Origin of the sequence: Vibrio sp. D401a (genome assembly GCF_030248515.1) — a bacterium.
GTDB classification, from domain to species: Bacteria; Pseudomonadota; Gammaproteobacteria; order Enterobacterales; family Vibrionaceae; genus Vibrio; species Vibrio rotiferianus.
Genome location: NZ_JAHGAI010000049.1, coordinates 13,319 through 28,195, shown reverse-complemented (window position 1 = coordinate 28,195; position 14,877 = coordinate 13,319). Strand labels below are relative to the sequence as shown.

The following is a 14,877-nucleotide window of genomic DNA, read 5'->3' as shown; positions in this document are numbered from 1 at the left end:
GCTTCACCACTCGAAATCGGTAATACCGCTCGACGATTGAGTAGTTTTTACTTCTGGTTGGTTGGTTGTATTTGGAGTGTCGCTTTGCTCTGACGTTGTTGTTTCAATTGACGTTGCACTTTGAGACTCCTCATTAGAGGCAGTTTGAACCTCAGTCGCAGGTGGTACGGTCGGAACCGACTCTGGCACTGATTGTGGTTCAGGAATTCTCTTCAGAATGGTTTGTTCTAAATTGTCCATTCCTGTGAGTTGATTGATATGGTCGAGCACTTGGTTGTTGCCACCAGTCATTTCTTGGAGTAGTTCTGGCAAGCTTAGATAGCCCCATCGAATCGCGCGCTCTAACAAGAACGGAACAGGGCTATGTGGCTCGGTTTGTTTGAAGTAGTCGGCGAGCTTTCTAAGTTCGTGAAAGGCGTGGTCGCGATTGTATACTTGAGCATCGATGCTAACGGAAGGCGCTTGGATAAGGGGGTGAGTCTGTGTGGTTGAAGTGGGGGGCACAGAATCGATTTGCTGAGTAGAAGACGTTTGGCTCGTTTCTTTACTCGCTTTACCCGTTGTTTGAGCAACTGATTCCAATATGTTATCAGCCGGCTCAACAGCGCTTACGCTTAGCAGTTTTAACTCAGCGGTTTGTTGCTCATCTTTCAGCAGCCTAAATTTTTCGTCTAACGGCCACTTGGAAAAACTATCTTCGGTGAGGTAACGAATCGCATTTATCAGTTCGGCGATGTTTTCTTTAATGAATTTGAAACTTACTGATGTGGCGTTAATTGGTTGGCAATGTTCCTCAATGACTTGTTCTGTAGCGTCAAGGTTCTGATAGGTTTGCGCCAAATCCATTAAGATGTCTTGCGTGTCAGCGCTGAAAAGGTTTTGCGCTTTTGTTTTGATTTCGCCAAGCGAACCGTTGCGCTCTGCGCGTAGATAATCGCCAAAGGTGATACCGTCAATCAGGCTAATCAACTGCAAAGGCATATACAGGGCAGTGGTATCGTGAGTTTCGCCGACAAGTTGTAGCAGAGGTTTCATCCGGAACTCGGCTCGTTCTCTAGCGATGCCAGACTCTTCTGCGCTTTTTAGTTTGTCTTCAGGAAGGAACGGATTGAGCGAGTCCCAAAACTGCTCCACGGTGCTTAAAAGAACTTGCGTTGCGCCGGCAAGATTTCGATAAGGTGCGTCGGTGAACAACTGACTGGTGATATACCAACCTAGTAACTCCAAGTCTTTGCTCGACTGAGTGAGGGCGTGGTATGTCGCAGTACGCAACTGTGTCCAGTTGTCATTATTGCTATCAAGCAGTGCTTGATCACTGGATGCATCAGGAGTTTCAACCAATTGGCGAAACGATGATTGCGCGGCATTGTAACTGTTTCTCAGTGCTCGATAGGCACTTCTATCGAGTTTTATATAGACGCCACTCGGCGATCCATCTGCGATCGGTGCCAAAAGACTATCAATGTCAACCATATTCAATCCATGAATTATTGTTTTATTAAGCCAGAGATAATTCCGTTCCTCTGGTTTCATAGTTTGTAAACTTTAGTCTAGTGAGGAATTTAAGAAATAGCCGATAAAAATTAACTATTTAATAAAAAATACGATGCTGATCTAAAAAATTGGTCGGATGATTTATTATGTCAATATAATTCACTGATTTTTAAAGAGGTTTTATCCCCCTATAAGAACTGTGGGCATACCAGCAACAATGCTGCCACCATGAGACGTCGTGTCTCCCATTCGGGCAGCAGGTTTATTACTTAATAGCACGGTCGTGCTTCCCATCGCGATAGAATCCGGGGTTCCAACGCATACACAAACATCACTCACTGTGGCAGCAGGTAAGCTACCGATCAGTACGGTTGGTGCACCGGGGCCGGTGACCGGACCACCCACATGAGGAATTGGTGGCGTTGCTGGTGTCTGCATTGGGCATACATGCATGTCAGTGATACGAGCGGCAGGTAACGTCATCGCACTTCTCCTTGTAATGTAGTTTGTGATTGGCTATCTGAAGTACCTTGACCGCCTGCAGCGATATCCAGAGCCATGGCGATTGCGGCTTGATAGTAAGGTTTAGTTTTGTCCCATTCAGGAAGGGCGGCTGCGTGATTGATCGCTCCTGCAGTCGCTTTGGCGTACAGAAATGGATCTGGCATAACGGGTGGAATATCTGGTGCAACGATGCTGCCAGAACCATTCCAAAATACCGCTTGAGCAAGCCAAGATGGGCCGCAATTAAGTTCCAATCGATGAGAGAGATGTTCGGCTTTGCGGCGCAATTCTTCGGAGGGTGACCGCACCCAAGCCATACACGTTTCGACACTTTGTTTTTGAAGGGATGACCATTCCTCATTGCGTTGGCTTAAACATAACGCTCCCCACCAGATTGCCTCCCGGACGGGTAGAGCGTGAGTCAAAAACTGAACGAGATCGTTGTAGAGCTCTTTGTCTGTGAGTGATTGAATTGCATCGTTGATGCTGGTTTCTTCGTTGAGTAGCGCTTTAGCCTCGTCACTGGCTTTGAATCTCGGTAGTATTTGCTCTGCCGTTTGGTATGGAATCTTCTTATATTTCATTAGTTAACCTTTACAATTGCGCCTTTTACTTCACCCATTACGCCGCCATCAAATGTCGCTTTGAGACCCGATTTAAACTCCGCACTCAAAGAGCCCTCTGCAGAGAGCGTGGTGTCCGCTTTGATGGAAATACTCAAGCCAGAAATACTGTTTGAACTGGTTGCTTCAAGAGCGGTCGTGGTGCCAGAAACTTTGTTGGCTGAAGTGGCTTTGCTGGTGACATTGGTCCCTTCCAAATTCAGTGCGCTGCTGGCTTTGATGTCGATATTGGTTGCTTCAATGGCAATGGATGATGAGGACAGGGTTATTTTGCTTGAGCCAACTTTGAGCTCGATAGAATCGTCAGCTTCAATCGAAATCGACTTGGCTTTTTCGCTGAGTGCTTTGGTTACGCTCAGCGAGTAGTTGTCTTCTGTCGACACTGATACCGCTTTGGTGACCGTCTGGCTCAACTCGCCCTTGATTGTTTCGGTTTGGTTGTTTTCAACGTCTTGCGTCAGGTCTTTGGCTGCATGAAGGTAAAGCAGTTCATTGTCTTTTTTATCATCGAAGTAGAGCTCGTTACTCTGTCCGGAAAGTTGAGTTTTGATGCCAGACTTTGTTGTATTGGCTTCTGCGTATGGCGGAGCATTTTTGCTGTTGTAAACGCTGCCTGTGATGATTGGTCTGTCTGGATCGCCATCAATGAAAGAGACCAGAACTTCTTGCCCGGTACGCGGCACAAACTGAGCACCGTAACCACTTCCCGCAAGCATTTGTGCGACACGAACATAACAACTGGTTTTGTCGCCACTTGCGTCTGTGTCCCATTGGAACTGAATACGCACGCGACCTTGTTCGTCCTGATTAATATCACCTGCGGTTGAGCCGGCAACGACTGCGCTCTGTAAACCCTGAACCACTTGTTTTGAGCGAGGTTGCGGGTAGTGAGGGGTATCTTTTGGAATTACTTTCAGTCTAGTGCTGCTCTGTGCACTTTCAGTGTATTCCACTTCCATACTGATGACCGAAAAGTCACCAAGTTGATCTTTGTCTAGATGGCTTGAGAGCGAGAAGTAAGTACCGAGCTCGAAGAGATCGTGTTTTGCGCTGGCAATGACACTTTGGTAATCTTGCTCAACATACTCGATGCGACGCTTGGCAAGATTACTAGAGAGATCCGTCATGTCCCCGCTGATACCCAAAGTCGGGTAACGCGTGTTGGCAAGTTTAGTGTTGTTGGCAATGGTATTGCTGGAGGTTTTACTACCGCTGGTGATGAGTTTCGTCTGCGAATAATCGTAGCTTGATAGCTCGACACTTGCGCCATGAAAAGCAACGGTAGGGCACCAATTTTCAAGCAAAGGAAGTGAGCCTGTCGGCGTTTCCTTCATATCAAATTTCGCTGTGCTGGCTTTATCAAAAGGGGTTTGAGCATCTTGCAAAATCATAGTGTGTGAACCATTCGCATGCTCAAAATAATAATGAACGCCTTCTTCAGCGAGCAGGCGAGAAACGAAGTCAAAATCCGATTCATTATATTGCAAACAATATTCACGCTTGGTCGAAGGCATGCTGGATATTTTATAGTTACCTTTGAAACCTGCGTTATCGAAAATATCACTGACAATTTCTTGTGTGGATTGATTTTGATAAACCCGGAAAGAATGTGAGTGTTTTAATAACCAAAACCAAGGTTTAAGCGTTATTTCGTATTGGTGATTCTGCAAATTAGAATCCATTCCTAAATGTTGGATCAATGTCACAACTCCATTGTAGGAACGATTGAGTGTATTGCTGCCAGATTCGTTGAAATAACGGTTTATGGTAAGGAACTGACCTAGTTGATCTTGCATGTCAAAGCCACTGGATACCAGCATTGCTTTGATTTCAAAGGGCTCTGACAAGGCTTGCTTTATTGTTGCATTACTTATGATATGTTCTTGATTACTTGAGTCTTTTGCAGACATCAAACTAGCCGAACTGCTGTATTTATCAGCCATTGCATATCCTTATGCTTGAACTTTTCAATAATAAAAATTTGAAATATAAATACTATTATTAATCAAATTACTCAAAAAATAGCAGTATTAGATCTTATTCGCTATTCGATTTATTAAAAGAAAAGGAGTTCTTTATGGCGAGTCAAAATGCAAAAAAGATGGCGAAAGAATTTTTGCAAAATGTAGAAAAGGACAGTAAGTCATATCACAAAAGTTGGGCGAGAAAATTCGGTAATAAATACCAATCTGCAAAGAACTGGGTAAAACGTGACAAGAAAATGGTCGCGATGGATATTGCGCAAAAAGGGGTAAGGACTGGTATCGGGATGATTCCATTTCCCGGCTCGAAAGAGGGGGCAGCCCTTTTGGAAGTCGCAGGTGGGGCAGCGTTAAAAGCCGCTTCTCGCAAAGCGTGGGAAGAAGGCTCAAAGAAAGGGGTTAAATCTCTTCTTAACAAAAAAATTGAATCTGCTCGAAAGCAACTTAAAACTAACTCGGTAGGTAAAGTCGATCACGAGTTCTTGGCGCTTTCTGCGCGTAAGCGTGATGAACACATTCATGCGATTCGTAAGCTAGTGAAGTATGAGGTGAAGTTGTTACCAAAGCGTTCAGATGAACTCAGTTTGCGTTTGTTCAAGCTTAAAGAGGCGATCAATGAATCCCGTGTGAAACTCAACAAAACCACCATGTCTTCGACATCGGCTATCGATAACATGCAAGCTTGGACGGAGTTCTTTTCTGCCATCAAAGAGGTGGAACACTACCAAGCGAAATTGCGTGAAAGCCTGATTCAAGTGCAAGAAATCACCAAGGATGTGGAGTGGTTCTTGGCGGCTTCTGAAGCTACGACTGATCAGATGAATGCACAAAACTTACCGCAACTAGAAGAAGCGTTTGACCAGATCCGCCGCAGTTACGGCAACATCAATTCTCTGAAACAACTGCAAGATATGATGTTGGAGAGAAACCTCGTTGAATCCGGTTTGTTGGATGAAAAAGACTTAACCTACAAACTGGTCAACTAGGCAAATCCGACCGTTTGTTAGCAAATTAAACCCAATTAGGGAGCTGTTGTGCTCCTTAATTCTTATTACTTTATGAATTTATTGAATTTTTATTGTCGACAATTTCAGCTTGCTCTTATAGAACTGAATGTTTTTCCACTCACAAATCACTCAATAACACTATACCTTAGTCTAAATTGTCGACAATTTGCTTGATTGTCGACAATCTGATCGTCTATTTTATATTCAAGTTAACAAATTGTTGACACTTTGGTTTCTAAATACGAGTGCCTTGAATATGAATACAGAATTGAAAACTCGTCATAAAGTGATTGTCTCTGAGAAGGAGCACACTAAATCTGAATCGCTGACCGAATCGTTAGTGGAAGCGATCGTGAGTGGTGAAATTGAACCTGGCAGTAAAATCTCAGAGCCTGAATTAGCCAAGAAATATCAAGTGAGTAGAGGCCCTTTACGTGAAGCCATGATGCGTCTTGAAGGGCTTGGCTTGATTGAGCGCATTCCGCATGTTGGTGCTCGTGTTATCACTTTCTCTCCAGAGAAACTCATCGAGTTGTATTCCGTCCGTGAAGCATTAGAGGGTATGGCGGCAAGGCTCGCGGCTCGCTATATCACTCAAGAAGAATTACTGAGTTTGGAAATGCTATTGTCGACACATTCCAAACATATTGATGAAGTTGAAGGGTCGTCTTACTTCCACCAGCATGGTGACTTCGATTTCCACTATCGAATCATTCAAGCGAGCAGAAACAGCAAGCTTATCTCTTTGCTTTGCGACGAGCTGTATCACTTGCTGCGCATGTATCGTTACCAATCACCGCGTGCGCAATCTCGTCCTAATGAAGCACTCAACGAGCACAAATTCATTCTGCAAGCGATTCGCAACCGTGATGAAGAACTGGCAGAAATGCTGATGAGAAGGCACATCTCAGGCAGCCGAAAACTAATCGAATTACAGATTTCAGATTCCAAAACTTTACCCAAAATAATTGGAGTTGCGGCGCGGCAACAAGACAATTCAGCCCTATGAGCATAGGTGCGCTATGTAATTAGGGGGAATTGGCGCAGTTAACAAAGCTGCAGCTTCAAGTATGAAGGGTAAAACAAGACTAGAAGGAAATTGTTATGAGCTTATCTCCGGGGGCGAAGTTCAGACTCGCCATTGAGCAAAACAATCCGCTGCAGATCGTCGGCACCATTAACCCATACTGCGCCATGATGGCGAAAAACTTGGGTCACCAAGCTATCTATTTGTCGGGTGGCGGTATCGCTAACGCATCTTACGGTTTGCCAGATCTTGGCATCACAACATTGAACGATGTTTTGGTGGATGTAGACCGCATCACCAACGCGTGTGATTTGCCGTTACTGGTTGATATCGATACCGGTTTTGGTGGAGCTTTTAACATCGCACGCACTATCAAAGCGATGGAAAAAGCCGGTGCGGCGGCAGTGCACATGGAAGACCAAGTGGCGCAGAAGCGTTGTGGTCATCGCCCAAACAAAGCGATTGTTAGCCAACAAGAAATGGTCGACCGAGTGAAAGCGGCGGTGGATGCACGTAATGACGAGAGCTTTGTCATTATGGCTCGCACTGATGCGTTAGCGGTTGAAGGCATGGACAGTGCGATTGAACGTGCGATTGCATGTGTGGAAGCTGGCGCAGACATGATCTTCCCAGAAGCAATGAATCAGCTCGACCAATATCAACAGTTCTCGGCAGCGCTCGAAGACGCGACAGGGAAGCACGTTCCAATTCTTGCCAACATTACTGAGTTTGGACAAACGCCACTATACGGCTGTGAAGAGCTAGCGCAATCCAAAGTGGACATGGTTTTGTACCCATTGAGCGCATTCCGTGCGATGAACAAAGCTGCCGAGATGGTTTACAAACACTTGCTAGAAGTTGGCAACCAAGAAGCGTTGCTTGATTCAATGCAGACACGAAAAGAGCTGTATGAGCACCTTAATTACCACGACTACGAGAATAAGTTAGACAAGCTGTTTTCGGAGGGTAAATAAGGTCAACAAAGAAACAAACGGAAGCCCAAGAAAAGAATCTCTAATCCAATAACGTGAAAATTGTCTGATTCAAAAGAGCCCATTAAGAGAGCTAAATCAGACAGAAAAGGAGTTCAACAATGCCTCATTCTGTAGAAAAGAAAGCTGAGATAGGTGGCGCAGGTCTACGCGGTCAAAGCGCTGGAAGCACAGCTTTATGCACTGTCGGTAAAACGGGGACGGGTCTAACGTATCGTGGTTACGATATTACGGACTTGGCAAATCATGCTCAATTTGAAGAAGTGGCGCATTTGCTGTTACGCGGTCACTTACCTAATCAACAAGAGCTAGACGCGTACAAGACACATCTATTGAGCTTGCGTGGCTTACCAGCGGAGCTTAAGCAAGCGTTAGAGCTGATCCCTGCTGATGCTCACCCGATGGATGTTATGCGCACAGGTTGCTCTATGTTGGGTAACTTAGAGCAAGAAATGGACTTTGAGCAACAGCTCCATGCTACTGAGCGAATGCTGGCGCTTTTCCCTGCCATAATCTGTTACTGGTATCGCTTCAGCCACGATGGCGTACGAATCAAAACGCACGATAACAGCGAAGACTGCATAGGCGGCTACTTCCTAAAACTTCTTACTGATAAAGCACCAAGCGAAACGCACAAAAAGGTGATGCACTGTTCTTTGATTCTTTATGCAGAGCATGAGTTTAATGCCTCAACATTTGCGGCGCGCGTGTGTGCTTCTACGCTTTCTGATCTTCATTCTTGTATTACGGCTGCTATCGGTACGTTACGTGGGCCACTTCATGGCGGTGCAAACGAAGCGGCGATGGAGATGATTCAAGATTGGCAAACGCCAGATGAGGCAGAAGCCAATATTCTGCAAATGCTAGAGAACAAAGACAAAATCATGGGCTTTGGGCATGCGATTTATCGCGAAAGTGATCCTCGTAATGCACTGATCAAGCGTTGGTCAGAAGCGTTATCGAAAGAGGTGGGTGACACACATCTTTACGCGGTTTCTGAGCGCGTGGAATCAGTCATGAAGCGTGAGAAAGGTCTGTTTTGTAATGCCGACTTCTTCCATGCTTCGGCTTACCACTTCATGGACATTCCGACCAAATTGTTTACACCAATCTTTGTGATGAGTCGACTGACAGGTTGGGCGGCGCACGTGTATGAACAACGTGCGAACAACCGAATCATTCGCCCAAGCGCGGATTATACCGGACCGGATCATCAAGACTGGGTGCCAATCGAACAACGCTAGCGCGTGACGCCTCTTTGTGAGTTTTGTCTTGATGGCATTCACAGAGGGCGTCTCTTTCACCGCGAATCCATTTCAAAAACAGTATCGCGGTGCGTTCAGGCACAAGATGTACACTAAAGCGGAAGCAAGCCCATGAGCATCACCACAAACATAAATACTCAATATCGTAAGCCGCTCCCGGGAACCAAACTCGATTATTTTGATACCCGAGAAGCAGTTAACGATATTTCTCCAGGAGCCTATGAAAAGCTCCCATACACCTCACGCGTTTTAGCTGAGCAGTTGGTTCGCCGCTGCGACCCGAATATGCTTACTGATAGCCTAAAACAGTTGATTGAACGCAAGCGTGACCTTGATTTTCCTTGGTATCCGGCGCGTGTGGTTTGTCATGACATCCTTGGACAAACTGCATTAGTCGACCTTGCTGGTTTGCGTGATGCGATTGCCGAACAAGGCGGTGACCCAGCGAAAGTAAACCCTGTGGTTGAAACGCAATTGATCGTTGACCATTCACTGGCAGTTGAACACGCAGGCTTTGACCCTGAGGCGTTTGAGAAAAACCGCGCGATAGAAGAGCGCAGAAACGAAGACCGATTCCACTTTATTGAATGGTGTAAAACGGCGTTTGAGAATGTCAGCGTTATTCCTGCGGGTAACGGCATCATGCACCAAATCAACTTGGAGAAGATGTCTCCAGTTGTGCAAGTTAAGCAAGGCATTGCTTATCCCGATACCTGTGTCGGCACGGACAGTCACACACCTCACGTTGATTCTCTTGGCGTGATTGCGATTGGTGTCGGCGGTTTAGAGGCGGAGACGGTTATGCTTGGTCGCCCGTCGATGATGCGTCTACCAGACATTGTTGGCGTGAAGCTGACTGGTAAGCGTCAACCGGGGATCACCGCCACCGATATCGTATTAGCGATTACCGAGTTTCTGCGAAATGAACGTGTGGTTTCATCCTATCTCGAATTCTTTGGTGAAGGGGCGCTAGACCTAACCATCGGCGACCGCGCGACCATCTCAAACATGACGCCAGAATACGGCGCAACCGCTGGGATGTTCTACATTGATGAGCAGACCATTAATTACCTCAAACTGACAGGGCGCGATGATCAACAGGTCGACTTGGTAGAGAAGTACGCCAAGCAAACCGGTCTGTGGGCGGATGATTTAGACACGGCGGTTTACGAGCGCGTACTTGAGTTTGATTTGTCCCAAGTCGGACGCAATTTGGCTGGACCATCAAATCCTCATCGTCGTTTACCTACTTCAGAGCTAGCTGAGCGCGGTGTTTCCGGTGAGTGGCAAGAGAAAGAAGGCGAACTTCCGGATGGCGCGGTGATCATCGCGGCAATTACTTCTTGTACCAACACCAGTAACCCAAGAAACGTTGTGGCAGCCGGTCTGGTTGCTAAGAAAGCGAATGAGCTTGGATTGGTGCGCAAACCTTGGGTGAAGTCTTCATTTGCACCGGGTTCTAAAGTTGCTCGACTCTACCTTGAAGAATCTGGCTTACTTCCTGAACTAGAGAAACTTGGTTTTGGTATCGTGGCTTATGCGTGTACAACCTGTAACGGCATGAGCGGCGCACTTGACCCGAAAATCCAACAAGAAATCATTGACCGAGATCTGTATTCAACGGCGGTACTTTCGGGGAATCGCAACTTTGATGGTCGAATTCATCCTTACGCAAAACAAGCATTTTTAGCATCGCCACCTTTGGTCGTTGCTTACGCGTTAGCTGGTACGATTCGTTTTGATATCGAACGTGATTCTTTGGGTACAGATAAAGACGGCAAGCCGGTTTATCTCAATGACTTGTGGCCAACGGATGAAGAAATTGATGCTGTGGTGGGTGAGTACGTTAAGCCAGAGCAGTTTAATCAAGTCTACATTCAAATGTTTAAACTGAATGATGAGGCTCGCAATCCGAATCCGCTCTACGATTGGCGTCCGATGAGTACGTATATCCGAAGACCTCCCTACTGGGAGGGAGCACTAGCTGGTGAGCGAACTCTGTCTTCAATGCGTCCTCTTGCAGTTTTAGGCGATAACATTACGACCGACCATTTGTCGCCATCAAACGCGATTTTGGCAAGCAGCGCCGCAGGCGAATACCTCGCGAAGATGGGTGTCCCAGAAGAAGACTTTAACTCATACGCGACTCACCGAGGGGATCACTTAACCGCGCAGCGTGCCACTTTCGCTAATCCAAAACTTTTCAACGAAATGGTCAAGGAAAATGGCGAAGTCGTGCAAGGATCGCTGGCGAGAGTAGAACCTGAAGGCAAAGTGACACGCATGTGGGAAGCGATTGAGACTTACATGAATCGCAAGCAGCCGCTTATCGTGGTCGCAGGTGCGGATTATGGTCAAGGATCGTCGCGAGATTGGGCGGCGAAAGGCGTTCGCTTGGCGGGTGTAGAAGCGATTGTCGCGGAAGGTTTTGAGCGTATTCACCGTACCAATTTAGTTGGTATGGGCGTGCTTCCTCTGCAATTTAAAGATGGCGTGAACCGAAATACGCTCGAATTAGATGGTACTGAGCTTTATGACGTTATCGGCGATATCACTCCTGGTGCTGATTTGGCGTTGGTGATTACCCGTGTTAATGGCGACAAGGTTGATGTACCAGTGACTTGTCGACTCGATACCGAAGATGAAGTTCACGTGTACAAAGCGGGCGGTGTGTTACAGCGCTTTGCTCAAGACTTCCTCTCGCAATAGATAGCGCAATAACGGAGCAAGATATGGATAGCAAGATGCAAAGCCAAATCAAAGTCCCGGCGACTTACATGCGCGGCGGTACGAGTAAAGGTGTGTTCTTCAACCTTGAAGATTTGCCACAGCCCGCGCAAGTTGCAGGCGAGGCAAGAGATAAACTGCTACTTCGTGTGATTGGTAGCCCAGACCCGTATGCCAAACAAATTGATGGCATGGGCGGCGCGACTTCCAGCACCAGTAAAACTGTGATTGTGTCGCGCAGTCAGCGAGCCGATCACGACGTTGATTACCTGTTCGGACAAGTATCAATAGATAAGCCATTTGTCGATTGGAGTGGTAACTGTGGCAACCTTTCTGCTGCAGTCGGCCCTTTCGCCATTCATGCAGGGTTGATCGACGAAGATCGTATTCCTCAAAACGGCATCGTTACCGTTCGTGTATGGCAGGTAAATATTGGCAAAACCATATTGATTCATGTGCCAATCGTAAATGGTTTCGTTCAAGAAACAGGGGCGTTTGAGCTTGATGGTGTGACGTTCCCTGCGGCAGAAATCCAAGTTGATTTTGTCGACCCTGCTGATGGCGAAGGCAGCATGTTTCCAACCGGCAATCTAGTCGACGATTTGGTCGTACCGGGTGTTGGGACATTTAATGCCACCTTCATCAACGCTGGTATACCGACGATCTTCATTGATGCAGAAGCACTTGGCTACCAAGGCACTGAGCTTCAAGATGACATCAATAACGATGAATCTGCTCTTGCAAGGTTTGAGTTCATTCGTGCTTATGGCGCGCTAAAAATGGGCCTTATTGATTCGCTCGAAGAGGCTCAAACACGTCAACACACGCCTAAGATTGCGTTTGTTTCCCAGCCTAAATCCTACTTATCGTCGAGTGGTAAAACCGTAGAAGCAGGTGAGGTCGATATTCTCGTCCGAGCGTTATCTATGGGCAAACTTCACCACGCCATGATGGGTACCGCAGCGGTCGCCATTGCCTCGGCAGCATGCGTTTCGGGTACTTTGGTCAATTTAGCGGCTGGTGGCGGAGAGAAAGAATCAGTGACGTTTGGGCATCCATCAGGAACGCTTAAGGTGGGGGCAAAAGCCAAACAAATAGAACAAGGTTGGGTGGTTGAGAAAGCCATCATGAGCCGCAGCGCGAGAATACTGATGGAGGGCTTTGTGCGAGTTCCCTCCAATGTCTTTGAATAGCACAATTGCATGGTAGTGATACTTAAGAGAAGCAATGTCAGGACATACTGGAGGAAGCAATATGTCTGCATATCAAAAAGAATACCTTTGGGCACAAAATGAACCGGAAAACTTTTGGCGTGCTCAAGCTGAAAACATCGATTGGTTTGAAGCGCCAAACACCATCTTACAAGCTGACGAACATGGGATTGAACGTTGGTTTCCTGACGGCGTGTTGAACACGTCATGGCTCGCGTTGGATTATCATTGCGAGCAAGGGAGAGGCGATAAAACCGCACTGATTTATGACTCGCCAGTGACGGGTCAAAAACAAACTTACAGCTATCAAGCTTTGCGCGACCAAGTAGCAAAAATCGCGGGTATGCTTTCCAACCAAGGCGTAACCAAAGGCGATCGTGTGGTTATCTACATGCCGATGATCCCAGAAGCGGCAATGGCGATGCTGGCGTGTGCTCGATTAGGCGCGATTCACTCGGTCGTGTTTGGTGGTTTTGCCCCGAATGAGCTTGCCGTTCGAATTGAAGATGCGGAGCCCAAAGTCATCATGACGGCGTCTTGTGGCATCGAAATCAATAAGGTAATTCCATACAAACCAATGGTTGATAAAGCCATTATGGACAGCCGTTGGAAGCCAGAGAAAGTCTTTGTTCTTCAACGTCCACAGTGCGAAGCCGAACTTAACCTTGAGCGTGATTTAGATTGGCAGCAAGAATACGCGCAAGCTTTGCCTCATGCGTGTGTCCCTGTGCTTGCGACAGATCCTCTTTATATTCTCTATACCTCTGGCACAACAGGGAAACCAAAAGGTGTGGTGCGTGATAATGGTGGTCATGCCGTGGCGATGAAATATTCGATGACGTCAATTTATAACATCCCTCAAGATGGCGTGTTCTGGGCAGCATCGGATGTGGGCTGGGTTGTTGGTCACTCCTATATTGTGTACGCACCGCTGATTCATGGTTGTACAACTATTCTATTTGAAGGCAAACCAGTGAGAACACCGGATCCGGGGGCATTCTGGCGTGTTTGTGACGAATACAAAGTGGACGTGCTTTTTTCCGCGCCAACCGCTTTTCGTGCAATTAAGAAAGAAGACCCAGAAGGCGAGTTCATTAAGCAATACGACTTGTCCAATCTCGACTCTATCTTTATGGCGGGCGAACGCCTTGACCCACCAACGCTAGAATGGGTCGAAAGCAAAGCAGATAAGCCGGTCATTGACCACTGGTGGCAAACAGAGACTGGATGGGCGATCGCGGGCAATCCGACCGGAATCGAGATAATGCCAGTTAAAGCGGGGTCTGCGACCAAGCCGATACCTGGTTATCAGGTCGAGATTCTCAACGAAATGGGTATGCCAGTGGGTGCAAATCAGCAAGGTTTTGTAGCTTTGAAGCGCCCATTACCACCAAGCTGTTTACCGACTGTCTGGCGCAACCATGACCGCTTTGAAACTGGTTATCTAAGTCAATTTCCGGGTTACTACGTATCGGGAGATGGCGGTTACCTAGATGAAGATGGTTATCTGTTCATCATGGGTCGTATTGATGACGTTATTAACGTTGCTGGTCACCGTCTGTCTACTGGCGAGATGGAAGAAATCGTTGGTGGTCACCCAGCGATTGCAGAATGCGCGGTAGTCGGTATCCACGATGAGTTAAAAGGTCAGCTACCACTAGGCTTTGTGGTTCTCAAAGATGGTGTGAAGATTGATGATCTAACGCTAGAAGGTGAGTTGGTGGGTAAAGTGCGCAACGAGATTGGCGCTGTGGCTTGCTTTAAACATGCGCTGGTGGTTGACCGTTTGCCAAAGACCCGCTCAGGTAAAATTTTGCGAAGAACCATTCGTCAAATAGCCGATGGCGAGCAATACGTGGTGCCATCAACCATTGATGACCCATCCAGTCTAGGCGAAATCGAGCGAGTGCTTAAACGTGGCTAGCTAAGTAAGATCTTAATTAAGTGCGCCCTTAGGTTATCTATGAGCAAGCACAAACACCGGAGCCTCTTGCTTTGTCGGCAAGAGGCTTTTGCATTCCTGCTTGCCTAATCTCGAGTTTAAA

General features: G+C 46.9%; 11 protein-coding genes. 7 read left to right on the top strand and 4 right to left on the bottom strand.

Going from position 1 to position 14,877, the window contains the following annotated elements; genetic code table 11:
* Positions 1-3: 3 nt before the first annotated feature.
* From KIV41_RS20875 to KIV41_RS20860, 4 genes are all read right to left on the bottom strand, one after another.
* A complete protein-coding gene (locus KIV41_RS20875; protein WP_285337604.1) occupies positions 4-1,473 on the bottom strand; it encodes an ImpA family type VI secretion system protein in 1,470 nt (489 codons plus the stop codon).
* Positions 1,474-1,674: 201 nt separating this feature from the next.
* Complete coding sequence (locus tag KIV41_RS20870; protein WP_005426629.1) at positions 1,675-1,977, bottom strand: PAAR domain-containing protein; 303 nt, start codon at positions 1,975-1,977, stop codon at positions 1,675-1,677.
* Positions 1,974-2,582: a hypothetical protein gene (locus tag KIV41_RS20865; protein ID WP_252042045.1), complete on the bottom strand. Its 609-nt coding sequence runs from the start codon at positions 2,580-2,582 to the stop codon at positions 1,974-1,976. The genes KIV41_RS20870 and KIV41_RS20865 overlap by 4 nt, the downstream gene beginning before the upstream one ends.
* Positions 2,582-4,564, bottom strand: a complete 1,983-nt coding sequence (locus KIV41_RS20860) for a type VI secretion system Vgr family protein (RefSeq protein ID WP_285337603.1) — start codon at positions 4,562-4,564, stop codon at positions 2,582-2,584. The genes KIV41_RS20865 and KIV41_RS20860 overlap by 1 nt, the downstream gene beginning before the upstream one ends.
* 134 nt (positions 4,565-4,698) lie before the next feature.
* On the opposite strand from KIV41_RS20860, the gene KIV41_RS20855 reads away from it, so the two are divergent.
* The 7 genes from KIV41_RS20855 (at position 4,699) to KIV41_RS20825 (ending at position 14,756) form a co-directional block, all read left to right on the top strand.
* Entirely contained in the window at positions 4,699-5,589 is an 891-nt protein-coding gene (locus KIV41_RS20855) for a hypothetical protein (RefSeq protein WP_005426534.1), read from the top strand.
* A gap of 277 nt (positions 5,590-5,866) precedes the next feature.
* Complete coding sequence (locus KIV41_RS20850) at positions 5,867-6,619, top strand: GntR family transcriptional regulator (protein WP_049536121.1); 753 nt, start codon at positions 5,867-5,869, stop codon at positions 6,617-6,619.
* A gap of 95 nt (positions 6,620-6,714) precedes the next feature.
* Positions 6,715-7,611 carry a methylisocitrate lyase gene (gene prpB / locus KIV41_RS20845; protein WP_020197566.1) on the top strand — a complete coding sequence of 299 codons (897 nt, stop codon included), beginning with the start codon at positions 6,715-6,717 and terminating at the stop codon, positions 7,609-7,611.
* A gap of 119 nt (positions 7,612-7,730) precedes the next feature.
* Positions 7,731-8,873: a 2-methylcitrate synthase gene (gene prpC / locus KIV41_RS20840; protein WP_009704402.1), complete on the top strand. Its 1,143-nt coding sequence runs from the start codon at positions 7,731-7,733 to the stop codon at positions 8,871-8,873.
* Between the two features lie 132 nt (positions 8,874-9,005).
* A complete protein-coding gene (gene acnD / locus KIV41_RS20835; RefSeq protein WP_285337602.1) occupies positions 9,006-11,603 on the top strand; it encodes a Fe/S-dependent 2-methylisocitrate dehydratase AcnD in 2,598 nt (865 codons plus the stop codon).
* Between the two features lie 23 nt (positions 11,604-11,626).
* Positions 11,627-12,814, top strand: a complete 1,188-nt coding sequence (prpF, locus tag KIV41_RS20830; protein ID WP_285337601.1) for a 2-methylaconitate cis-trans isomerase PrpF — start codon at positions 11,627-11,629, stop codon at positions 12,812-12,814.
* Between the two features lie 61 nt (positions 12,815-12,875).
* A complete protein-coding gene (locus tag KIV41_RS20825; protein WP_045488473.1) occupies positions 12,876-14,756 on the top strand; it encodes a propionyl-CoA synthetase in 1,881 nt (626 codons plus the stop codon).
* The last annotated feature ends 121 nt before the right edge of the window (positions 14,757-14,877 follow it).